This window comes from Rahnella sp. 2050, from assembly GCF_040544515.1.
Lineage (GTDB): Bacteria > Pseudomonadota > Gammaproteobacteria > Enterobacterales > Enterobacteriaceae > Rahnella > Rahnella aceris.
Genome location: NZ_JBEPKE010000002.1, coordinates 1,152,488 through 1,172,611, shown reverse-complemented (window position 1 = coordinate 1,172,611; position 20,124 = coordinate 1,152,488). Strand labels below are relative to the sequence as shown.

General features: G+C 53.8%; 21 protein-coding genes. 12 read left to right on the top strand and 9 right to left on the bottom strand.

Translation table 11 applies throughout. From position 1 onward, the window contains the following. Positions 1 to 14 precede the first annotated feature (14 nt). Both ABIC79_RS12715 and ABIC79_RS12710 read left to right on the top strand, forming a co-directional pair. Positions 15 to 1,169 carry a methionine aminotransferase gene (locus ABIC79_RS12715; RefSeq protein ID WP_112197390.1) on the top strand — a complete coding sequence of 385 codons (1,155 nt, stop codon included), beginning with the start codon at positions 15 to 17 and terminating at the stop codon, positions 1,167 to 1,169. Between the two features lie 41 nt (positions 1,170 to 1,210). Continuing rightward, positions 1,211 to 1,990: an ABC transporter substrate-binding protein gene (locus ABIC79_RS12710; RefSeq protein WP_037037147.1), complete on the top strand. Its 780-nt coding sequence runs from the start codon at positions 1,211 to 1,213 to the stop codon at positions 1,988 to 1,990. 160 nt (positions 1,991 to 2,150) lie between these two features. Here ABIC79_RS12710 and aphA read toward each other — a convergent pair whose 3' ends face one another. Beyond that, entirely contained in the window at positions 2,151 to 2,864 is a 714-nt protein-coding gene (gene aphA, locus ABIC79_RS12705; RefSeq protein ID WP_119261838.1) for an acid phosphatase AphA, read from the bottom strand. A gap of 271 nt (positions 2,865 to 3,135) precedes the next feature. Between aphA and curA the strand changes: the two genes are divergently transcribed. From curA to ABIC79_RS12685, 4 genes are all read left to right on the top strand, one after another. After that, positions 3,136 to 4,173, top strand: a complete 1,038-nt coding sequence (gene curA / locus ABIC79_RS12700) for an NADPH-dependent curcumin/dihydrocurcumin reductase (RefSeq protein WP_013576393.1) — start codon at positions 3,136 to 3,138, stop codon at positions 4,171 to 4,173. Positions 4,174 to 4,214: 41 nt separating this feature from the next. Then, positions 4,215 to 4,910 carry a type 1 glutamine amidotransferase domain-containing protein gene (locus ABIC79_RS12695; RefSeq protein WP_013576394.1) on the top strand — a complete coding sequence of 232 codons (696 nt, stop codon included), beginning with the start codon at positions 4,215 to 4,217 and terminating at the stop codon, positions 4,908 to 4,910. A 37-nt stretch (positions 4,911 to 4,947) separates the two neighbouring features. Next, positions 4,948 to 5,430, top strand: coding sequence for a kinase inhibitor (locus ABIC79_RS12690; protein ID WP_013576395.1), 483 nt, complete (start codon positions 4,948 to 4,950; stop codon positions 5,428 to 5,430). 122 nt (positions 5,431 to 5,552) lie between these two features. Beyond that, positions 5,553 to 6,833: a putative acyl-CoA thioester hydrolase gene (locus ABIC79_RS12685; RefSeq protein ID WP_354567286.1), complete on the top strand. Its 1,281-nt coding sequence runs from the start codon at positions 5,553 to 5,555 to the stop codon at positions 6,831 to 6,833. A gap of 82 nt (positions 6,834 to 6,915) precedes the next feature. On the opposite strand, the gene ABIC79_RS12675 is transcribed toward ABIC79_RS12685, so the two are convergent. Both ABIC79_RS12675 and pgl read right to left on the bottom strand, forming a co-directional pair. Continuing rightward, on the bottom strand, positions 6,916 to 8,427 hold the full coding sequence (locus tag ABIC79_RS12675; RefSeq protein WP_037037141.1) for a methyl-accepting chemotaxis protein: 1,512 nt from the start codon (positions 8,425 to 8,427) through the stop codon (positions 6,916 to 6,918). A 254-nt stretch (positions 8,428 to 8,681) separates the two neighbouring features. Next, on the bottom strand, positions 8,682 to 9,680 hold the full coding sequence (gene pgl / locus ABIC79_RS12670; protein WP_354567284.1) for a 6-phosphogluconolactonase: 999 nt from the start codon (positions 9,678 to 9,680) through the stop codon (positions 8,682 to 8,684). 170 nt (positions 9,681 to 9,850) lie between these two features. Between pgl and ABIC79_RS12665 the strand changes: the two genes are divergently transcribed. Continuing rightward, entirely contained in the window at positions 9,851 to 10,672 is an 822-nt protein-coding gene (locus tag ABIC79_RS12665; protein WP_013576399.1) for a pyridoxal phosphatase, read from the top strand. 55 nt (positions 10,673 to 10,727) lie between these two features. Here ABIC79_RS12665 and ABIC79_RS12660 read toward each other — a convergent pair whose 3' ends face one another. After that, positions 10,728 to 10,997, bottom strand: coding sequence for a helix-turn-helix domain-containing protein (locus tag ABIC79_RS12660; RefSeq protein ID WP_013576400.1), 270 nt, complete (start codon positions 10,995 to 10,997; stop codon positions 10,728 to 10,730). A gap of 144 nt (positions 10,998 to 11,141) precedes the next feature. Here ABIC79_RS12660 and ABIC79_RS12655 point away from each other — a divergent pair, with 144 nt between their 5' ends. Beyond that, positions 11,142 to 11,405, top strand: a complete 264-nt coding sequence (locus ABIC79_RS12655; protein WP_013576401.1) for a helix-turn-helix transcriptional regulator — start codon at positions 11,142 to 11,144, stop codon at positions 11,403 to 11,405. A 12-nt stretch (positions 11,406 to 11,417) separates the two neighbouring features. Here ABIC79_RS12655 and modC read toward each other — a convergent pair whose 3' ends face one another. The 4 genes from modC to ABIC79_RS12635 all read right to left on the bottom strand — a co-directional run bounded on the left by modC (position 11,418) and on the right by ABIC79_RS12635 (position 14,472). Further along, positions 11,418 to 12,479, bottom strand: coding sequence for a molybdenum ABC transporter ATP-binding protein ModC (gene modC, locus ABIC79_RS12650; protein ID WP_015690239.1), 1,062 nt, complete (start codon positions 12,477 to 12,479; stop codon positions 11,418 to 11,420). Between the two features lies 1 nt (position 12,480). Then, the gene (gene modB, locus ABIC79_RS12645) at positions 12,481 to 13,170 is read right to left on the bottom strand and encodes a molybdate ABC transporter permease subunit (RefSeq protein ID WP_013576403.1); all 690 of its coding nucleotides are present in this window, start codon (positions 13,168 to 13,170) and stop codon (positions 12,481 to 12,483) included. Positions 13,171 to 13,347: 177 nt separating this feature from the next. Next, positions 13,348 to 14,121, bottom strand: a complete 774-nt coding sequence (gene modA / locus ABIC79_RS12640) for a molybdate ABC transporter substrate-binding protein (RefSeq protein ID WP_013576404.1) — start codon at positions 14,119 to 14,121, stop codon at positions 13,348 to 13,350. A gap of 195 nt (positions 14,122 to 14,316) precedes the next feature. After that, positions 14,317 to 14,472, bottom strand: a complete 156-nt coding sequence (locus ABIC79_RS12635; protein ID WP_013576405.1) for an AcrZ family multidrug efflux pump-associated protein — start codon at positions 14,470 to 14,472, stop codon at positions 14,317 to 14,319. Between the two features lie 189 nt (positions 14,473 to 14,661). Here ABIC79_RS12635 and modE point away from each other — a divergent pair, with 189 nt between their 5' ends. Both modE and modF read left to right on the top strand, forming a co-directional pair. Continuing rightward, entirely contained in the window at positions 14,662 to 15,444 is a 783-nt protein-coding gene (modE, locus tag ABIC79_RS12630; protein WP_112151656.1) for a molybdenum-dependent transcriptional regulator, read from the top strand. A 121-nt stretch (positions 15,445 to 15,565) separates the two neighbouring features. After that, positions 15,566 to 17,035 carry a molybdate ABC transporter ATP-binding protein ModF gene (gene modF / locus ABIC79_RS12625; RefSeq protein WP_354567279.1) on the top strand — a complete coding sequence of 490 codons (1,470 nt, stop codon included), beginning with the start codon at positions 15,566 to 15,568 and terminating at the stop codon, positions 17,033 to 17,035. On the opposite strand, the gene ABIC79_RS12620 is transcribed toward modF, so the two are convergent. After that, entirely contained in the window at positions 16,989 to 17,819 is an 831-nt protein-coding gene (locus tag ABIC79_RS12620; protein WP_013576408.1) for an MFS transporter, read from the bottom strand. The two genes, modF and ABIC79_RS12620, sit on opposite strands and share 47 nt — an antisense overlap. Positions 17,820 to 17,957: 138 nt before the next feature. On the opposite strand from ABIC79_RS12620, the gene ABIC79_RS12615 reads away from it, so the two are divergent. Together ABIC79_RS12615 and galE are read left to right on the top strand one after the other, a co-directional pair. Beyond that, positions 17,958 to 18,905, top strand: coding sequence for a LysR substrate-binding domain-containing protein (locus tag ABIC79_RS12615; RefSeq protein WP_037037127.1), 948 nt, complete (start codon positions 17,958 to 17,960; stop codon positions 18,903 to 18,905). Between the two features lie 200 nt (positions 18,906 to 19,105). Then, positions 19,106 to 20,122, top strand: a complete 1,017-nt coding sequence (galE, locus tag ABIC79_RS12610) for a UDP-glucose 4-epimerase GalE (RefSeq protein ID WP_013576410.1) — start codon at positions 19,106 to 19,108, stop codon at positions 20,120 to 20,122. The last annotated feature ends 2 nt before the right edge of the window (positions 20,123 to 20,124 follow it).

The following is a 20,124-nucleotide window of genomic DNA, read 5'->3' as shown; positions in this document are numbered from 1 at the left end:
TTGGGGAAAATGCTATGAAGAGCGCCATGTCGCCCCTGTCAAAATTACCTGACGTCGGCACCACCATTTTTACCGTTATCGGCCAGCTCAGCGCTGAACATAACGCCCTGAACCTGTCACAGGGGGCACCGAATTTCTCATGCCAGCCCGCGTTAATCGACAGCGTCGCAAAAGCCATGCGCGAGGGGCATAACCAGTACGCACCAATGAGTGGCGTGGCGGCATTACGCCATGCGTTGTCCGCCAAAGTCGAAGCGCTTTATGGCTGCAAATATGATGCCGACAGCGAAGTGACGGTGATTGCCAGCGCCAGCGAAGGCCTGTATTCCGCCATCAGCGCCCTGGTACATCCGGGCGATGAAGTCATTTATTTCGAGCCGTCATTTGACAGCTATGCACCGATCGTCCGTTTACAGGGCGCGAAGCCGGTGGCTATCGGCCTGTCGCTGGATGATTTCAGCATCGACTGGGATCAGGTCGCCAGCGCGATCAACAGCCGCACGCGAATGATCATCATCAACAGTCCGCATAACCCGACCGGTGCCATTTTCACTGAATTTGATATCGAACGACTGACCGCGCTGACCCAAGACACCGACATCGTGATTTTGTCCGATGAAGTGTATGAGCACGTGGTGTTCGACGGCGAGCGCCACGAAAGCATGGCCTGCTATCCGCAACTGGCTGAGCGCAGCGTGATTGTGTCGTCTTTCGGCAAAACCTATCACGTCACCGGCTGGCGTGTGGGTTATTGCCTGGCACCGGCAGAACTAATGGATGAAATCCGCAAAGTGCATCAGTTTATGGTGTTCTCTGCCGATACGCCGATGCAGGTCGCATTCGCCGAAGCGCTGGCTGACCCGCAAAGTTATCTGGGACTGGCCGATTTTTATCAGCAAAAACGCGACCTGCTGGCCGAAGCCCTCAGCGAATCCCGCTTTGAATTACTGCCAAGCCGTGGCAGTTTCTTTATGCTGGCGCGTTTTAGTCATTTCAGTCCGCTGACCGACGACGAATTTGTGCTGAGCCTGATCCGCGATCATCAGATCGCGACCATTCCGCTGTCAGCCTTTTACAGCAATAACCAACCAACAGGGCTTATCCGTCTGAGCTTTGCCAAAGATAACGACACGTTGTACGAAGGCGCACGCCGGTTGTGTCGCGTCTGAACCTTTGTATTCATCTCAATAACGCCGGGGAATTGTGAATAATGAAAAAATTGAAAATCGCATTGCTGTTAGGTTGTGCCGTCGCGTCTTTCTCCGCACTGGCGGACGGTTCCACGCTCAAATTTGGTCTGGAAGCGCAATATCCACCGTTCGAATCGAAAAGTGCGACCGGTGAATTACAGGGTTTTGATATCGATCTGGGCAACGCCGTCTGCGCCGCCGCCAGTGTGAAATGCGACTGGTACGACACTTCTTTCGACGGCCTGATTGCGGCCCTGCAGGCGCGTAAATTTGATGCGATTAACTCGGCGATGAACGTGACGGATAAACGTCGTCAGGCGATTGATTTTACCAACGTGATTTACCGCGTCCCCACCAAACTGATTGCGAAGAAAGATTCCGGCCTGCTGCCGACCACGGAGTCGCTGAAAGGCAAGCATATCGGCGTGTTACAGGGGTCGATTCAGGAAAGTTATGCGCAGGCACACTGGGCACCGAAAGGCGTGGATATCGTCTCTTATCAGGATCAGAATCAGGTGTATCTGGATCTGTCATCCGGTCGTCTCGACGGCACATTAGTGCTGGCCCCGGCCGGTCAGACCGGTTTCCTGTCGCGTCCGGACGGTAAAGATTACGGCTTCGTCGGTGACGCCGTACGCGATGACAAAATTCTCGGCAGCGGCATCGCCTTCGGCCTGCGTAAAGGCGATACCCAGTTGAAAGAAAAGCTGGATACAGCGATCGCTAAAGTGCAAAAAGATGGCGTGGTGAAAGAGCTTTCGAAGAAATACTTTGGTGATATTGATGTGAGCGTGAAGTAAAGCCGCCAGGAAGACAGGTTTAACTTTTGCGCCTCCCTCTGCGAAGGGGGAGGCCGGGAGGGAGTTTTTAAGGGCTAACACCTCGTCAAAAAAACTTCAACCCATTGATTTTGCTTTAATACCCCACCCCAGCCCTCCCCTTCGCAGGGGAGGGTGCCACTTAATACTCCGAATTTACAATGACTTCTTCGCCAAACGCACCGGCTTGTGGCAATGGTTTGTAGCTTGAGTTAGAGGCGCGCAGTACGCGGATCCCCCTCGCGCTCACGGCCTGAGCGGCAGTGATATCATTGTCAGAGTCGCCATAAAACACTTTAATTTGCTTATCTTTCAGCCACTGCGTTTTTGTGTTCTGACCGGCTTTGTCACCGGCGAAAATAACCGCATTCACTTTGTCCTGCGGGATTTGGAAATCGTTCTGCAGCGTCTTCGTCACGGTCTCAGTTTTGGTTTCGCTGCGGCCGGTCACGAAGTAAATGCTGTCGCCGCGTTTAAGGTGCATGGCAATCAGGCTCTTTGCCACCTCTTTTGGCATGCTGAAATCATCCCAGCCGTTGTTCATTTTCTCCCAGAATTTCGGGTTCTTCAGATAATCCTGTTTTCCGGGGGAAAACTCGACCTGCCCGCGGTAAAAGCCCGGCGAGGAAAACAACACCGTGTCATCGATATCAAAACCGACAGCTATTGGCGGGCGGCCGTTCAGGCTGTTTTCAATTTGCGCGACCGACACCCAGTGAACCGGCGATTGCTGCGCGAGTTGCGCCACATTGACGCCCGGCCAGAGCGGCGCGGGCGCGGGCTCTTTGGCGAAGGCAGACTGATTCAGGCTGAGCAACAGGAAAACGGCACTCAGTGCCAGAGGAGTTTTACGCATTAGGATCCCTTTTTTATGCTTATTAATCTTGCAGATAAAGTGGAGCAACGGGTCAAAAATCTTACCGACCATACCTGTGCAACCTGCAGATTTAAAGGAATTTTCCGGCAGATGTCATAGGAAAAGATGATGGTCACATTTCAGGGAAAAATCGCAGGGTTTATTCAAACATGGCATAAAGCGCTTGGTTCGAAAACTGTTTAGCGTCCTATACTTATTCCCAATTACGTTAGCTTTTAACTTTCTTATAAGAAAACGAAAAGGAATGACTATGCCCCAGTTACAGTCTGAAAACCGCCGCATCGTGCTGGCTTCACGCCCTCACGGCAAACCCGTCGATGACAATTTCCGTCTGGAAAAAGCGCCGTTACCGCAGGCCAGAGACGGTCAGTTATTGCTGCGTACCGTGTGGCTTTCGCTCGACCCGTACATGCGCGGACGTATGAGCGATGCGCCTTCTTACGCTGCGCCGGTACAAATCGGTGAAGTAATGACCGGCGGCGCAGTTTCCCGCGTGGTGGAATCAAAAAGCCCGGATTTTAAAGCCGGGGATTTCGTGGTCGGCAGCACCGGATGGCAGGATTATTCCGTGGCCGACGCCAAAGCCGTGAAGAAACTCGAAGGCGCGGCACTCAAACAACCTTCCCTTGCACTCGGTGTTTTAGGCATGCCGGGCTTCACCGCTTTTATGGGGCTGCTGGATATTGGCGAACCCAAGCCGGGGGAAACGCTGGTCGTTGCTGCAGCGACCGGGCCGGTCGGCTCGCTGGTCGGACAAATTGGTAAAATCAAAGGCTGTCGCGTGATCGGGATTGCCGGTGGTGAAGAGAAATGCCGCTATGCCGTTGAACATTTCGGTTTCGATGAATGCCTGGATCACCGCGCCCCGGATCTGGATAAACGCCTGAAAGCGGCCTGCCCGGATGGCATTGATGTGTATTTTGAAAACGTCGGTGGTGCGGTGTTTGATGCCGTATTGCCGCTGCTCAATACCAAAGCGCGTATTCCGCTGTGCGGGCTGGTTTCCCAATATAACGCGACCGGTCTGAAAGAGGGACAAGATCGCCTTTCCCTGCTGACCGGCACCATTCTGAAGAAACGCATGCGTGTGCAGGGCTTTATTATTTTTGATGATTACGGCCATCGCTATCCGGAGTTTGCAAAACAGATGAGCGAATGGTTTGAACAAGGGAAAGTGAAATTCCGCGAAGATATCGTGGAAGGATTAGAGAATGCACCGCAGGCGTTCTTTGGCCTGCTTGAGGGTAAAAACTTTGGCAAACTGGTCGTTCGTGTCGGTCAGGACTGATTACTCCTTAACTAAAGCTGACGGCGTCCACAGGAGGTAACATGAAATTACTGATTGTATTGACATCACACGATAAGCTCGGCGAAACCGGTAAGAAAACCGGTTTCTGGCTGGAAGAATTTACCGCGCCTTATTACGAGTTTCTGGATGCAGGCGCCGGGCTGACGCTGGCCTCGCCGAAAGGCGGACAGCCACCACTCGATCCGAAAAGTGATGAGCCGGATGCGCAGACCGAAACAACCGAACGCTTCCGCAGTGATAAAGATGCGCAGAAGGTGCTGGCGAACACGCACAAACTTGCTGATGTTAACGCTGATGACTTCGATGCCATTTTCTATCCGGGTGGTCACGGACCGTTGTGGGATCTGTCTGAAGACCCGCATTCCATCGCGCTGATCCAGGCTTTCTGGGCAGCGGGCAAACCGGTTTCTGCGGTCTGCCACGCGCCGGGGGTGTTGCGCAATGTGCTGGTGGAAGATGGCACGCCGCTGGTGAAAGACAAGCGCGTAACCGGCTTTAGTAACAGCGAAGAAGACGCGGTTGGCCTGACCGACATCGTGCCTTTTTTGGTCGAAGACGAGCTGAAGAAAAATGGCGGCGATTACAGTAAGGCAGCGGACTGGCGGCCTTATGCCGTCACCGATGGCAAACTGATCACCGGTCAGAATCCGGCCTCTTCCAGAGCAGTCGCGCAGGCATTACTGAAAATGCTGGGCGGCGGCGAGGTCGGCAAGTAATCTGCCCGTGACTATTTCATCATCTGAAGAGGGTTCTATGGCATTTACACTCACCAGTAATGATTTGCGCGATGGCGACAAAATGCCGGAAACGCAGGTTTTTAACGGCATGGGCTACAACGGCGACAACCTTTCGCCGCATCTGGCCTGGTCCGGTGCCCCCGAGGGCACCAAAAGTTTTGTGATAACCGTTTATGACCCGGATGCCCCGACCGGCTCCGGCTGGTGGCACTGGGGCGTCGCGAATATTCCGGCAGACGTCACCGAATTGCCGCAAGGCGCGGGCTCCGGCAAAGGCGGTTTACCTGCCGGTGCCGTGCAGACCCGCACCGATTTTGGCAAAGCCGGTTATGGCGGCGCAGCCCCTCCGCAGGGCGAACACCATCACTATCATTTCACCGTATACGCCATCGATACAGAAACGCTGGAAGTCGATGAGAATGCCAGCGGCGCGTATCTCGGCTTCAATGTGCATTTCCATACTCTCGGCAAAGCATCACTGACAGTGATATACAGCTGATTCCTGTGGTATAAAAGACGCAGAAAAGGTGGTCAGTTTTACTGGCCACCGTTTTTTTATTGCGGCGATGACCGCAACATTGAAAAAAAAGAACAATCTTCTTCATCAAGGAGTCAGTCACAGTGAAAATTTCCACCCTGTCGCGCGCGTGCGCTATGTTGTCTGCCAGCCTGATCCTGGCGGCATGCAGCAGCAGCCATCAAGGCTTATCCAGCCAGGTTGCTCCGGGCACCGCGTCACTGCCCGTGTTATCAGCGGACGAAGCGGCCAATTTTACAACGAAAAATTATCTGGCCTTTGGCGGCCCTTCTTTGCAGGTTCAGCAACAGGGCTGGTTCCCTAAACTGGCCAGCACTGACGGTGTGAACACCCATTTCGTGGTCGGCCCGCAGTTAGGCACCGACGGCGCAGAATACTCTAACGTTCAGATGGCGGTAAACGCGGCACTGGCTGTGCGTAACCACGGTGAACGTATCTTCATTAAAATCCTGCCAGGCACTTACAACGGCGCCGTGTACATCCCGGCGGGTTCACCACCGGTCACCTTATTCGGTGCGGGCAACAGCTCTGCTGATGTGACCCTCGCACAAGGTCTGGAAGCCGCAGCGGCACCCGCCACTTACCGTTCAACAGTCAGTCCTAACGGCCAGTTCCTGCCGGGCGATCGCGCGTTCTATATGTTCCAGAACTGCGCCACCCTGACCACTGAAACCATCGGCACCGGCTGTACCGCGACCGTGTGGTCACAAAGCAACGGTGTGCAGATTCAGAACCTGACCATCGGCAATTCCCTGCTCGATACTGTTGACGGGGGCGATCATTCCGCCGTTGCGCTGCGTACCGACGGTGACAATGTGATTCTGGATAACGTGCGCCTGATTGGCCGCCAGAATACCTTTATGGTGAACACCGCCAACATCCACAACCAGACTGACAACAGTCGTTACAGCCGTGCATACGTGCATAACAGCCTGATCGTGGGTGATGTGGATTACGTATTTGGCCGGGCGAATGCCGTCTTTGACCACGTTGAATTCCACTCCGTCAGCAGCCGTGGCGTGAAACAGGCGTCTGTCTTTGCGCCAAACACGCCAGCCGCTGCGCCGTATGGCTTCCTGGTGATCGACAGCAACCTGACCGGCGACCGTGGCTTCGAGCAGGCTGCGAAAGCGAAAATGGGGCGTGCGTGGGATGCTGATGGCGCAAGCAGCCAGCTGGTAATCCGCGACAGCAGCTTCGACAACAGCTATGACCAGATGAATCCGTGGGGCGCTTCTGTCTTCTCCGGCCAGCCATTTGCCGGCAACGTGCCAAAAGATGAGAAACAACAGCGCAATCTGAATGACACTAACTTCAACCGCCTGTGGCAGTACAACAACGTGCTGACACAGCCTGCGAAGTAATTCAGTCTGATGCCATGAAAAAACCGCCGGGGTTGCCTCCGGCGGTTTTTTTTCGTTCTGCGGACTTCGTTCTGCGAAAATGTTACAACGCTTCGTTGCCCAGACGGAATACCGACACCGTGCGTTCCAGATTCACCGCCTGCTCATCGAGCGAAGCCGCCGCACTGGCAGACTGCTGAACCAGCGCCGAGTTTTGCTGGGTGACGGTATCCATCTCTGCCACCGCCTGCGCAATCTGACTGATGCCGCGACTTTGCTCGTCAGACGCCGATGCGATCTCATGAATGATTTGCGTGACATGACGGACAGAGCCGACGATTTCTTCCATGGTGTCACCCGCTTTGCCAACCAGCACAGAGCCGTTATTGACGTTAATCACCGATTTACCAATCAGCCCTTCAATCTCTTTCGCCGCCTGCCCGCTGCGCTGCGCAAGGCTGCGGACTTCGCTGGCGACCACGGCAAAACCGCGGCCCTGCTCCCCTGCCCGCGCCGCTTCAACCGCAGCATTCAGCGCCAGAATATTGGTCTGGAAAGCGATGCTGTTGATGACCGTGGTAATTTCGGAAATCTGCTTCGAACTGACAGTAATCTCTTTCATCACGCCCACGACATCGGCCACCAGTTTACCGCCCCGCGCTGCCGTATTGGCCGCATCGGAGGCCAGCTGACTGGCCTGCGCTGCATTGTCGGCGTTCTGTTTCACCGTTGAGGTCAGTTGTTCCATGCTGGCCGCTGTTTGCCCCAGCGCTGCCGCCTGCTCTTCGGTACGGGCTGACAGATCGATATTACCTGCGGCTATTTCGCCCGAAGCGCGGGTCACCTGCGTTACGCCTTCGCGGATATCACCGATGATGCCGTGCAGGTTCTGGTTCATGGTTTCAATGGCGCGGCTCAGTTGCCCCACTTCGTCAAAACTGTGGCTGGTGGCATGAGTAGAAAGATCACCGGCAGCGATACGTTCTGCGGTTTGCAGCGTGCGGCGCAGAGGAAGTGTCAGCTGACGGGTCATGCGCCACGAAATCAACACACCGGCAACCACAGTCGCCACAATGATCACCAGCATTTCAGAAATGGTGCGCGTCACTTCGTTATGCAGATTGTTCATCTCATGATCGAGCAACGTGTTAGACGCAGAGGTCAGGGCCAGCCCGGCTTCGGCCAACTGCGCGGTGATTTTTTCCGCATCGCTGCCTGCCGGAGGATTCAGCGTGTGCTGCCAGCTTTCACGATAACGGCGGATATTTTCCGGCATGGTTTCCACCAGACGCTGGTCTTGCGGATCCCAGGAGTACGCCTCAACATCAGCCTGACGGGCTTCCAGTTTATCCAGCGCCTGGCGGTTTTCTTCAACAAATTTGGGGTCTTTGCTGGCCATATATGAAAGCCGGGTAAATTTGGCATCGCTCAGCAAATCGTTAACGGTCTTAAGCAAGGACGCCTTTTCAGCGCGTTGATTGATGCTGGTCAGATGGTAGACACCGGACACAGCGATAAAGGATCCCAGAAGCAACACCAGCGCAAATCCTGCACCGAGCTTGCTGGCAATTGTGGCATGGCGAACCCGGCCAGCGATCCCTGAAAGTACATTCATTTTCTTCTCCCTGATAACCAAAAGGACTGACTCTGAAGTGGCAACGCCACCGAAGAATGAGTGAATAACGGGAGAGTTATCGACCAGCAATGTTCAACATTTATAGAAACATTAAAATATTTCTTATCAATAGCACGTATAGCACAGGCAATAAAAAAGCCCCTTATTACAGGGGCTTGATCATTATTTCAGAGCGGTATTATTGATCAGTTAAAAATAAATCATTAGGTAAACTAACCAGTAAACAGCCGTGATTAATTAATTTCCAGAATGCTTACCCACATCGGGCCTTTACCCACTGCGTAGGTTTTCAACGTCGTCAGCTGACCGTTTTGCGGATCAATTTTCGCCACTTCAATCGCATCCGATTTCTGCCCTGCGGTGATCACATACTGGCCGGAGTGATCAATATTGAAACCACGCGGCTGTGTCTGGGTGACGTGATGCCCGGCCAGTTCAAGCACGCTGCCATCTTCTGAGACGGTCAGCACAGAAATCAGGCTGGCAGTACGGTCTGAGGCATACAGGAATTTGCCGTCCGGCGTGATGTGCAAATCGGCCGCCCAGCAGGTGCCGGTGAAATCAGCGGGCATAATCCCCAGTGTCTGCACCTGACGGTATTCGCCGCTGGTGACGTCTTTCTGGTACACATCCACGCTGCTGTTCAGCTCATTTACACAGTAGGCAAAATGATGATTCGGGTGGAATGCCATATGACGCGGGCCCGCACCCGCTGCGGTTTTCAGCTCCGGCGCGTTATGCGGCGTCGCTTCGCCGTTCACACTGAAGTCAAACTGGCGGATACGGTCTTCTTTCAGCGCCGGGATCATCAGCACCTGATTGGTCGGGTCAATATTGGCTGAGTGCGGAGCCTGGATGTTTTCCAGCACCTGCACCGGGGCCAGCGCGAGGCCTTTTTCATCCAGCGGATGAATGCTGACATTGTTAAAGCTGTAGGACGCGGAGAACACAAAACGCCCCTGAAGGTCTATACCCAGATGCGTCGGACTGCCCGGCAGAGGTGCCATCGCGGCTTCTTCCAGTTTACCTTCATGGTCGATGCGGTAGGTCAGCACGCCGAACTCAGGACGTACGCCGACGTAAAGACGATGACCATCGGGATGAATCACCATCGGCTGAACCTGTCCCGGAACGTCCACCGTTTGCAGCAGGCTCAGTTCACCATTGTCTGCCAGACGAAAAGCGTGGATTTGCTGGCTCTCAGGGCTGGCAATGTAGACAACTTGCTTCATCACATCTCCTTATTAAGACTGAATGAGTCGTTATGTTTTTTACAGCGTAGCTCAGGTTAGCACGATACGACGGCACCTTTAGTGCCGGATACCCGGTTTAATTAGCAGGCTAAAAAAGGTAATATGGCGATAATTTCCCCTTATTCCCCCTCACTTACGATGGACTGCTCATGACTTATCGCATTATTGCGCTCGATCTCGACGGGACGCTGCTGGACCGCCAAAAACGTATCCTTCCAGAATCCCTTGCCGCACTGGCCGATGCCCGTGCACAGGGAATCAAAGTGGTCGTCGTGACCGGACGCCATCATGTCGCTATCCATCCGTTTTATCAGGCATTGCAGCTCGATACACCTGCTATCTGCTGTAACGGCACCTATTTGTATGATTATCAGGCACGTAAGGTCTTAACTTCTGATCCGCTGGATCCGGTCAAAGCAAAAAAAGTGGTCGACTTGCTGGAATATCACGGCATCCACGGTCTGTTGTATGTCGATGACGCCATGCTGTATCAGCAACCGAGCGGCCACGTCAGCCGGTCCATTGCCTGGGGGCAAACCCTGCCGGAACATCAGCGCCCAAACATTATTCAGGTGAACAGTCTTCGCGAAGCCGCTGATGATGCGCAGTCGATCTGGAAATTCGCCACCTCACATCAGGATCTCGATGCCCTGCATACGTTTGCCTCGCAGGTTGAAAACGAGCTGGGTCTGGCCTGCGAATGGTCATGGCATGATCAGGTGGATGTGGCGAAAGGAGGCAACAGCAAAGGTCGCCGCTTGCAGGAATGGGTCGAATCGCAGGGTATGAGCATGCAGGATGTGGTGGCGTTCGGTGATAACTACAACGACCTGAGCATGCTGGAAAATGTCGGTCTGGGCGTGGCGATGGGCAATGCAGCAGATGCTATCAAAGAACGTGCCGCGCTGGTGATTGGCGATCACGAAACACCCGGCATCGCTGAAGTTATCCGTAATAAAGTGTTGAACTAATTTTACCAATGCACCTTCCTCTGCCACAGAGGAAGGTGTTTTTTTTGCAGGATAATCAGTCGCTTTTCAGCGTCTTATTCCTGACCGGCCGGACGGCGCGGGTAATTAATTGCTTATTCTCGTCGAAGTACCGGCTGGGCCAGATCACCGACGGATGGATATCCAGAGCCTGAGCAATGATCAGTTCCCCTTTCGGCCACGGACGCGCCAGCGCATTGGCCAGTGTGGATGAGCCTAAACCGGCTTGACGCGAGACCGCCGCCAGTGAGGATTTTTTCTTACGTAATGCAGCAATGATATCTGCCGGATGCCAGTCATTTTCCATTTTTATCCCTCTTCCTTATGTTGTTTGTTCAACTATCTGAATTGTGAATTACACTGACATATAACGATGTCCAGTAACTCTAAACAACAATAATGTTAAGTGATGCTAAACATAACGTCAATACAGTTTCTATGGTTATTGATAATGATCCCACATCGACTGAAATCCGCACGGACAAAAGCCAGACTTACGCAGGAAAAATTGGGTGTTTTAGCCGGAATAGATGAGAGCACTGCGCGTTCGCGGGTGTCGCAATATGAAAACGGCACGTACAGCCCGAACTTCGACACCATGTGTCATTTCGCCCGGGTGCTTAACGTGCCGGAATGCTATTTCTATATTATTGATGACGCGTTTGCCGAAGAGGTTCTGGTGCTTTACGCCGCCTTTAACCCGTCAGAAAAGTAAGGTGCAATACGATTAACGACTGACCGACACACTTTTGATCTGCGCATACAACCACTGGCCTGCGCGGATCATCAGTTCGTCCCGCGCCCACGGCGAGATCCGCGCCCAGATGATGTGATCGGCCATCGCCAGTTTGACCTCCACCTGATTCCCCAGATCCAGACATTCGAGCACTTTCGCTGGCAGAATATTGCGGATACTGCTGTTGTTAGCCGTCGGTTGCAGCACCAGCGAAACGTCCGTGGAATTCACGCGAATGCGCAACGCCGTGCCGGGCGCCTCTTCGACTTTACTGATCCATAAACGCTGATCGCCAATCGCCAGTGCGGTCATTTCATAGCGCGGATGATGTTCCAGTACGCTGACATTCAGCACGCTGCTTTGCTCTTCTTTCGGCAGCCACGGCCGCATCACATTGCTCGCCCACACGTCTTCCAGCGTGCCCATTGCCAGCACTTTACCGCCGTCGAGCACCAGCACTTTTTCCGCCAGACGTAAAATCTCATCGAGGCTGTGCGTCACATACAAAATCGGAATGCTGACTTCCTGCGCCAGACGCTCCAGGTAAGGCATCAGTTCGCGTTTACGCGGGATATCGAGCGCGGCCAGCGGCTCATCCATCAGTAAAATTTCCGGTGCTGTCAGCAGCGCACGACCAATTGCCACCCGCTGTTTCTCGCCACCTGAAAGCGTGAGCGGGAAGCGGTCCAGCAAGGGGGTGATACCGAGCAACCGCACGATGTTATCGAACTGTCCGCGCATCGACGGCGCCATGCCGTATTGCAGATTGCCTTTCACACGGTAATGCGGGAACAGTCGCGCATCCTGAAAAACATAACCGACGCGGCGTTTTTCTGGCGGCAGGAAAATGTTGTTTTGCTTATCCGATAAGATGCGGCCGTTCAAGGTAATGCGGCCACTATCAGGTTGGGTCAGGCCGCCGATCGCATTAATCAGCGAGGTTTTTCCTGCGCCTGACAAACCAAAAATGGCCGTTATCCCCTGCGCCGGTAAGGTCTGCGACACCTGTAATTCCAGGCTGCCCAGCGTCTGGCTGAAATCGAGTTCAAGCATGTCAGCCTCCCAGCCGGATACGGCTGCGTTTTGCCAGCCAGTCAGAAATCAGCAATGCCGCCAGAGACAGCAGGATTGCCAGCACGCAAAGCCGTGCGGCAGCGCCTTCCGCGCCCGGCGTTTCAATCAGGGTATACATCGCCAGCGGAATGGTGCGGGTCTCACCCGGAATATTCGAGACGAAGGTGATCGTTGCACCAAACTCGCCCAGCGAACGGGCAAATGCCAGCACCACGCCGGCAATGACGCCCGGCACGGAAAGCGGCAGTGTGATGGTGAAAAAGACCCGCCACGGCGAAGCACCGAGCGTGCGGGCGGCGAGTTCAAGTTTGGGGTCAACCGCCTCCAGCGACTGGCGTATCGCCCGCACCATCAGCGGAAATGCCACCACCGCCGAGGCCAGCACTGCACCGTGCCAGCTGAAACTGAAGCTGAAACCAAACCATTCGTACAGACGCTGGCCGATAAAGCCGCGCCGCCCCATCACCACCAGCAGCAAATAGCCAATCACCACCGGCGGTAATACCAGCGGCAAATGAATAATACTGTCGAGCAGGGACTTGCCGGGAAAGCGGCCGCGGGCGAGGACCCACGCCATCAGAATACCAAGCGGCAGACTGCAAACAACGGCCAGGCTCGATACTTTCAGACTAAGAAGTACCGCCTGCCACTCATATTCACTCAACATCATGTCGGTTTCTTAATCCTGAATTTATGTGTCGCAGAGATAAAATATCGGCAAAAATTTCGCAGGCTTTAATTTACGTCAAAGTATAGAGAATCACACACGGGGAAAGAAACCGGGATGGACAGATAAAGCCTGCGCTGCGCCAGGAGGCTTTATCTGTTTTCAGCAACAGCGATGAACTTAGCCGCGAGGCGTGAAACCGTATTTTTTGAAGATTGCAGCCGCTGCCGGGGTTTTCAGATAATCATAAAAACCGCTGACGGTGGCATTTTCGTGCCCTTTCACCATCGCCATCGGATACTCAACCGGCTTATGGCTGGAGGCAGGGAAAATCCCGATCACTTTCACTTTTTTACTGGCGACGGCGTCAGAACCATAAACTATGCCCACTGGCGCTTCTTCGCGTTCAACCAGCGCCATGGCCGCACGGACGTCGCTGGCGCGCGCCAGTTTAGGTTCCAGCGTGGTCCAGGCCCCCAGTTTTTGCAGCGCTTCTTTGGCATAAATCCCGGCCGGGACATGATCAGGGTCACCCACCGCCAGGCGGCTGTCGCCCGTCAGTTTGGTCCATTCGGTTTTCTCAGAGATGTCGACTTTGTTGATTTTGCTGTTAGCCGCAGAAATCAGCACCAGTTCGTTGCCCAGCAACGTGTAACGGGTGTTATCGACCATCTGCTGCTTGCTGATGGCATAATCCATCCATTGCTGATCGGCAGAAATAAACAAATCTGCCGGCGCGCCCTGTTCAATCTGGCGGGCCAGTGTCGAAGATGAGGCGAAGGATGAGACCACCTGCACGCCTTTTTCTTTCTGGTATTGGGTGGCGATATCCTGCAAAGCATTGGTGAGTGATGCAGCGGCAAACACCGTGATTTTCTCTGCTGCCTGCGCCTGAACGCCAAGCCCTGCGACCAGAATGGTTGCGGTGAATACTTTACCCCATTGATATGTCATCGTTTTCCTTCGCCTTTATGAAGAGATATTTCGCTATGTAATCTTTAATATAGCGCGACGAAAAACGATGTCATTCATTTTTATGAGTCAGGGGGAGATAACCTATGTTTTTTTGATCTGAACTATAAAAAGAAAACCCGGAAAAAAGAAAACCCGGCGCAAGGGCCGGGTTCCGGAAACAAACAGTCTCATTAATCAGTAATGAGGTTTCTCACGGGATTCTTTAGAGTGGCCCACGTGAGAGATGATGTTGAATACTTCGCCCAGCCCCCAGATCAAGCCCAGGATCACAGCGATGAAGACCGGCACCATGATGGCAGCGAAAATCAAACTTTCTAATAGTTCTAACATGATAGCCTCACTTAACTGGCTGAATCGCCCTGAGGCGATGTTGGACTTCGTACATGAAGTCAAAAACGAAAAATCAAACTGTTGCGGATAATAACAGCACGGGACGGTAATTACTTTAGCATTTAGCCAACTTGCCTGCCTGCAGGTTTAGCGGCGACAATAAGCCATGATTCTAACAAGGAAGCTGCGATGCAAGCCGAAATTCTCTTAACCCTTAAACTTCAGCAACGTTTGTTTGCCGATCCGCGCCGTATTGAATTACTGCGGCAGGTGCGCCACACCGGTTCAATCAGTCAGGGGGCTAAGCTCGCGAACATCAGTTACAAAAGCGCCTGGGATGCCATCAATGAAATGAATCAGCTTGCCGATCAGACGCTGGTCGATCGCAGCACCGGCGGGAAAGGCGGTGGCGGCGCAGTGCTGACACCTTACGGCGAGCGCCTGATCCAGCTTTATGAATTACTGGCGCAAATCCAGCAAAAAGCCTTCGACGTGCTAAAAGAAGATTCGCTCCCTCTCGACAGTTTGCTGGCGGCCATTTCACGCTTCTCCCTGCAAACCAGCGCGCGCAACCAGTTCTTCGGCAACGTGATTGAACGCGATAACAGCACCGTTCAGCAGCATATTGATGTCCTGCTGGCTGACGGCAAAACAAAAATCCGCGCCGCGATCACTGAACAAAGCGCAGACCGTCTGGCGTTAACGCCCGGCAAGGAAGTGCTGGTGCTGATCAAAGCGCCCTGGATCACCCTTGGCTTCACCGCAGAAAATCCGCATAACGCCTTGCAGGGCAGTGTCACCCACATCCAGCGCGGTGAAAACAGCAGCGAAGTGCTGATGAAACTGCAAAGCAGTGAAATTCTGTGTGCGACGGTACCGAATGCCGAAGCCGATAAACTGGCTCTGAAAAACGGTCAGAGCGTTTACGCGCAGTTTGATGACGACAAAGTGATCCTGGCCACCCTGTGCTAAAAGCAGAATTTAATCAGTATCTTGCAAAATCAGCGTTTTCATTTTGCAGATTTGTCAATTGACTTGCGAAGGTGCAGCGCTTATCCCTTGTTTTATAATCATTTGAAAATGAGAGATTAAGATGTCGTCGTTACATATCTCGCAAGGCGTTTTCCGTCTCAGTGATACCCGAACCCTCACACTTTCTGATCTGAATATCCAGCAGGCCGACAGCTGGGCGTTTGTCGGCTCAAATGGCAGTGGAAAATCCGCACTGGCACGAGCGCTGGCAGGCGATTTAACCCTGCTGAAAGGTACCCGGGAAAACAATTTTCCGCATATTGTGCGTCTCTCATTCGAACAGTTGCAGAAGCTGGTGGCCGATGAATGGCAGCGTAACAACACCGACTTACTGAGCGAAGGTGAAGACGATACCGGCCGCACCACCGCTGAAATTATTCAGGATGAAGTGCGCGACCCCGCCCGCTGTGCTGCCCTTGCCGCACAGTTTGGTATTGAGAAATTGCTCGACCGCCGTTTCAAATATTTATCGACCGGCGAAACGCGCAAGACACTGCTGTGCCAGGTGCTGATGCAAAAACCCGATTTGCTGGTGCTTGATGAGCCGTTCGATGGCCTCGACGTCAACGCCCGGGCGCAACTGGCACAGTTGCTGGAAACCTTGTCCGGCAAAGGTCAGACGATGGTGCTGGTGCTTAACCGCTTTGACGACATTCCTGCATTTGTGAAAAATGTCGGCGTTCTGGCTGACTGCACGCTGGCCTCGGTGGGTGCGCGCGAACAGGTGATGGCTGATGCGCTGGTCGCGCAACTGGCACACAGCGAAAGCCTGAACGGCATGGCTGTGCCGGAAGCAGAAGATCCGACAGCCCGCGTCAGTCCGCCTGCCGACAGCCCTTTGATCGTACTGCGTGACGGCGTGGTGCAGTACAACGACAAGCCGATCCTGCACAATCTGAGCTGGCAGGTCGATCACGGTCAGCACTGGCAGATCACCGGCCAGAACGGTGCCGGGAAATCCACCTTACTGAGCCTTATCACCGGCGATCACGCACAGGGCTACAGCAATGATCTGACGCTGTTCGGTCGCCGGCGTGGCAGCGGTGAAACCATCTGGGACATCAAACGCCATATCGGCTACGTCAGCAGCAGTCTGCATCTGGATTATCGCGTCAGCACCAGCGTGCGCAATGTCATTACTTCCGGCTTCTTCGATTCGATCGGCATTTATCAGGCGGTATCTGACCGGCAGAGATTGCTCACCTCGCAATGGCTGACACTGCTCGGACTGGACGGCGATGCCGGTGATAGCCCGTTCCACAGTTTATCCTGGGGACAACAGCGGCTGGCGCTCATCGCCCGCGCGCTGGTCAAGCATCCGGCGCTGTTAATTCTGGATGAACCTTTGCAGGGTCTGGATCCGATCAACCGCCAGCTGGTGCGCCGTTTTGTCGATATTCTGATCGGCGAAGGCGAAACCCAGTTGCTGTTTGTTTCGCATCATGCGGAAGATGCGCCGGAATGTATTACTCACCGGCTGAGCTTTATTCCTGATGGCGAAATCTACCGTTATCAGATTGACGCGCTGTAACGTTATTTTGCTTCGCCTTTGCGGGAACCATCAGCGCGGTCACGACACCAGCCAGCGCCAGTGCCGCCAGCAATGCAAATCCGTTTTCAATCCCCTGCTGGCCGGGGTTATTTCTCAGTAGCAGAATGAGCAGTGCCAGTATCACTATGGTACTGCTCACCCGAACCCAACCTCCCAGCAGGATTGCATAATGGTATTCGGCCCCGGTGAGCAGATCCCTTTCTGCCGCGGCGGCCTGGCGAACCATACCCGCCCCGAATCCGGTCAGTAACAATCCCGGCAGCAGCACCGGCCAGAACGAGGGTGTCATCGCCATCCCCTCCAGTCCGCCCGCCACAATCATAAAACCCCACAGCAAGGTGCGGGCAGATGTCATTCTCCGCCCGAGCTTTTCGCTGAGCGCTTTGCCCGGCAGCATTATCAGCAATAAGGCAACAAAGCTGAGAATAATGCCCGGTACGCCCAATCCGTAAAGCTGATACATCGCCACCGCCAGCATGAACCACGTGGCATAAGTGACCGCTGTGACGAAAATACGCGTCCAGAGACTTATCTGTAACAGCAACGACGACCGCAGATGACGTGGCAGTAGCGGTTCGGGGTGATAACGTTCGCTGATGATAAACAGTACAAAAAAGAGTGCGGCAGCCCCCGCCAGCGAGTGGGACAGCGGTGTGTCCAGACCGTAAAAGGCGACGCTCAGCAGTGTCAGCGCCAGGTTCAGCACAAACAGCGTGCCCAGCGCAGACGCCAGCAACGGCATGGGTAATTTTTTGGCGTTCATAGCAAGTTCCTTTATCAACATTCATCGGCTCAGCAGATGAATATGCTTCATCTTCATCGTGTTGATAAAAGAGCTTACACCGCCTATTTTAGCTAACTCAAAGTCATAGATTTCAGCAATGGATGAAAATAACTCATCATGAAGAAGATCCGTTTACCGCCGCTGGGTTCGCTCAAAGCGTTTGATGTCGTGGCGCAGCAAAGGAGTTTCAAACGCGCGGCAGAAGATATCGGCGTGACGGCCACCGCCATCAGCCATCAGATCCGTGTGCTTGAAGAAGCACTGGGCACGGCGGTGTTTGAGCGCAGCGCCCGTGAGGTCAGGCTAACCGCTGCGGGGAAAATTCTGCGCCACGCCACCCGGCAGGCATTTGCCGGATTACAGGCAGCCGTCGAAGAAATCCATCACGCCGGGTTGCCTGCGGCACTGACACTGACCACCACGTCCAATTTCCTGACGCACTGGCTGGTGCCGCGGCTGGCGGACTTAAAAGCCGCAGCGCCCGAAATGGATTTACGCCTGCACACCGGCATCGAACTGGTGGATTTAACCCGTAATACCGTGGATGTGGCGATCCGTTACAGTGAATCCGCCAATGAAAGCCTCGATTCAACGTTGCTTTATCACGACACTTTTGTGCTGGTTGCCAGTCCTGCACTGGCGCTGAAAACGATGGAAGATCTGAAAGAGGTGACGTTGTTTCATGTGGAAAACCGTCATATTCCCCATCCTTCTCCCGACTGGGAAAACTGGAAAAAACACGTCGGTCCCGCGCAATTAAATACCGACAGCGGCCTGCGCTTTACAGATGAAACCCATGCCATTCAGGCGGCAATTGCCGGTCAGGGCGTGGCGATTGTCAGCAGTTTGCTGGCACATGACTTCATTGAAAAAGGCATTCTGACCACGCCATTCCCTCAATATCTTCCCGGCGCAAACTATTATCTGGTGACCGCAAAAGAGAAAGCACTGCGCGAGGACATCGTGACGCTCCGCCGCTGGTTACTGGACAAAATGTCGGCATTTCCCCGGCTGGAGTCTGAAAATGAGCACGGAAAACTGATTCAGACAAAGCATAAATGTTAGTGTAAGCGATTACACAACCCATCCTTTCTGGATTACTGCCGGCTGCAGAAGGCTTTCTGCATGGCACGCAGCACCTGTTGAGTCATGTTGAAAGGTGGTAAACTGTTTGTGTAAGCGATTCCATTTTATTGGGGATGGATCACCTTTTTCAGCCTTGCAGCGTGATATCGTTGCATCAAGATAATCATCGGGGAGCTCTTATGTACGTCTTAGTCACAGGTGGTAGCGGTTACATCGGTAGTCATACTTGCGTGCAACTGATTGATGCAGGCTTTACGCCAATCATTCTTGATAACCTTCATAACAGCAAAGTCAGCGTACTGGAACGCATCCACAGCCTGACCGGCAAAACGCCGCTGTTCTACGAAGGTGATATTCGCGACCGCGCGCTTCTCGATAAAATTTTCAGTGAGCACCCTGTTCATTCCGTCATTCATTTCGCTGGCTGGAAAGCCGTGGGTGAATCGGTGGCAAAACCGCTGGCTTATTATGACAACAACGTCACCGGCACGCTGGTGCTGGTTGAAGCCATGCGTGAAGCTGGCGTTAAAAACCTGATTTTCAGCTCTTCGGCGACCGTGTATGGCGATCAGCCAAAAACGCCTTACGTCGAAGATTTCCCGACCGGCAATCCGTCCAGCCCGTATGGCCGCAGCAAACTGATGGTCGAGCAAATTCTGCAGGATGTGCAGCGTGCAGAACCTGAATGGAGCATTACGCTGCTGCGTTACTTCAACCCGGTCGGCGCACATCCGTCTGGCCTGATGGGTGAAGATCCCCAGGGCGTGCCAAATAACCTGATGCCATTTATCGCGCAGGTAGCGGTAGGCCGTCGTGAGTCCGTGGCGATTTTCGGCAACGATTATCCGACCCCGGACGGCACCGGCGTGCGTGATTATATCCATGTGGTGGATCTTGCCGACGGCCATCTGGCGGCAATGAAAACCCTGCACAACAAAGCGGGCGTACATATTTATAACCTGGGCGCGGGCTTCGGCCACAGCGTGCTGGATGTGGTAAATGCCTTCAGCAAAGCCTGCGGCAAGCCCGTGAATTACAAGTTTGCACCGCGCCGTGAGGGCGACTTACCGGCTTACTGGGCGGATCCGACCAAAGCGGCGAAAGAGCTGAACTGGAAAGTCACCCGAACGCTTGAAGACATGGCCAACGATACCTGGCTATGGCAGTCGAAAAACCCGCAAGGCTACCCGGACTAAGG

What these genes read in the sequence shown, in the direction of transcription:
- modF (WP_354567279.1), top strand. Translation starts at nt 15,566, where the DNA reads ATGTCGTCGTTACATATCTCGCAAGGCGTTTTCCGTCTCAGTGATACC.
- modA (WP_013576404.1), bottom strand. Translation starts at nt 14,121, where the DNA reads ATGACATATCAATGGGGTAAAGTATTCACCGCAACCATTCTGGTCGCA.
- modB (WP_013576403.1), bottom strand. Translation starts at nt 13,170, where the DNA reads ATGATGTTGAGTGAATATGAGTGGCAGGCGGTACTTCTTAGTCTGAAA.
- ABIC79_RS12715 (WP_112197390.1), top strand. Translation starts at nt 15, where the DNA reads ATGAAGAGCGCCATGTCGCCCCTGTCAAAATTACCTGACGTCGGCACC.
- ABIC79_RS12620 (WP_013576408.1), bottom strand. Translation starts at nt 17,819, where the DNA reads ATGAACGCCAAAAAATTACCCATGCCGTTGCTGGCGTCTGCGCTGGGC.
- ABIC79_RS12710 (WP_037037147.1), top strand. Translation starts at nt 1,211, where the DNA reads ATGAAAAAATTGAAAATCGCATTGCTGTTAGGTTGTGCCGTCGCGTCT.
- ABIC79_RS12675 (WP_037037141.1), bottom strand. Translation starts at nt 8,427, where the DNA reads ATGAATGTACTTTCAGGGATCGCTGGCCGGGTTCGCCATGCCACAATT.
- modE (WP_112151656.1), top strand. Translation starts at nt 14,662, where the DNA reads ATGCAAGCCGAAATTCTCTTAACCCTTAAACTTCAGCAACGTTTGTTT.
- ABIC79_RS12695 (WP_013576394.1), top strand. Translation starts at nt 4,215, where the DNA reads ATGAAATTACTGATTGTATTGACATCACACGATAAGCTCGGCGAAACC.
- ABIC79_RS12665 (WP_013576399.1), top strand. Translation starts at nt 9,851, where the DNA reads ATGACTTATCGCATTATTGCGCTCGATCTCGACGGGACGCTGCTGGAC.
- ABIC79_RS12635 (WP_013576405.1), bottom strand. Translation starts at nt 14,472, where the DNA reads ATGTTAGAACTATTAGAAAGTTTGATTTTCGCTGCCATCATGGTGCCG.
- pgl (WP_354567284.1), bottom strand. Translation starts at nt 9,680, where the DNA reads ATGAAGCAAGTTGTCTACATTGCCAGCCCTGAGAGCCAGCAAATCCAC.
- modC (WP_015690239.1), bottom strand. Translation starts at nt 12,479, where the DNA reads ATGCTTGAACTCGATTTCAGCCAGACGCTGGGCAGCCTGGAATTACAG.
- ABIC79_RS12615 (WP_037037127.1), top strand. Translation starts at nt 17,958, where the DNA reads ATGAAGAAGATCCGTTTACCGCCGCTGGGTTCGCTCAAAGCGTTTGAT.
- ABIC79_RS12655 (WP_013576401.1), top strand. Translation starts at nt 11,142, where the DNA reads ATGATCCCACATCGACTGAAATCCGCACGGACAAAAGCCAGACTTACG.
- ABIC79_RS12690 (WP_013576395.1), top strand. Translation starts at nt 4,948, where the DNA reads ATGGCATTTACACTCACCAGTAATGATTTGCGCGATGGCGACAAAATG.
- ABIC79_RS12660 (WP_013576400.1), bottom strand. Translation starts at nt 10,997, where the DNA reads ATGGAAAATGACTGGCATCCGGCAGATATCATTGCTGCATTACGTAAG.
- aphA (WP_119261838.1), bottom strand. Translation starts at nt 2,864, where the DNA reads ATGCGTAAAACTCCTCTGGCACTGAGTGCCGTTTTCCTGTTGCTCAGC.
- curA (WP_013576393.1), top strand. Translation starts at nt 3,136, where the DNA reads ATGCCCCAGTTACAGTCTGAAAACCGCCGCATCGTGCTGGCTTCACGC.
- galE (WP_013576410.1), top strand. Translation starts at nt 19,106, where the DNA reads ATGTACGTCTTAGTCACAGGTGGTAGCGGTTACATCGGTAGTCATACT.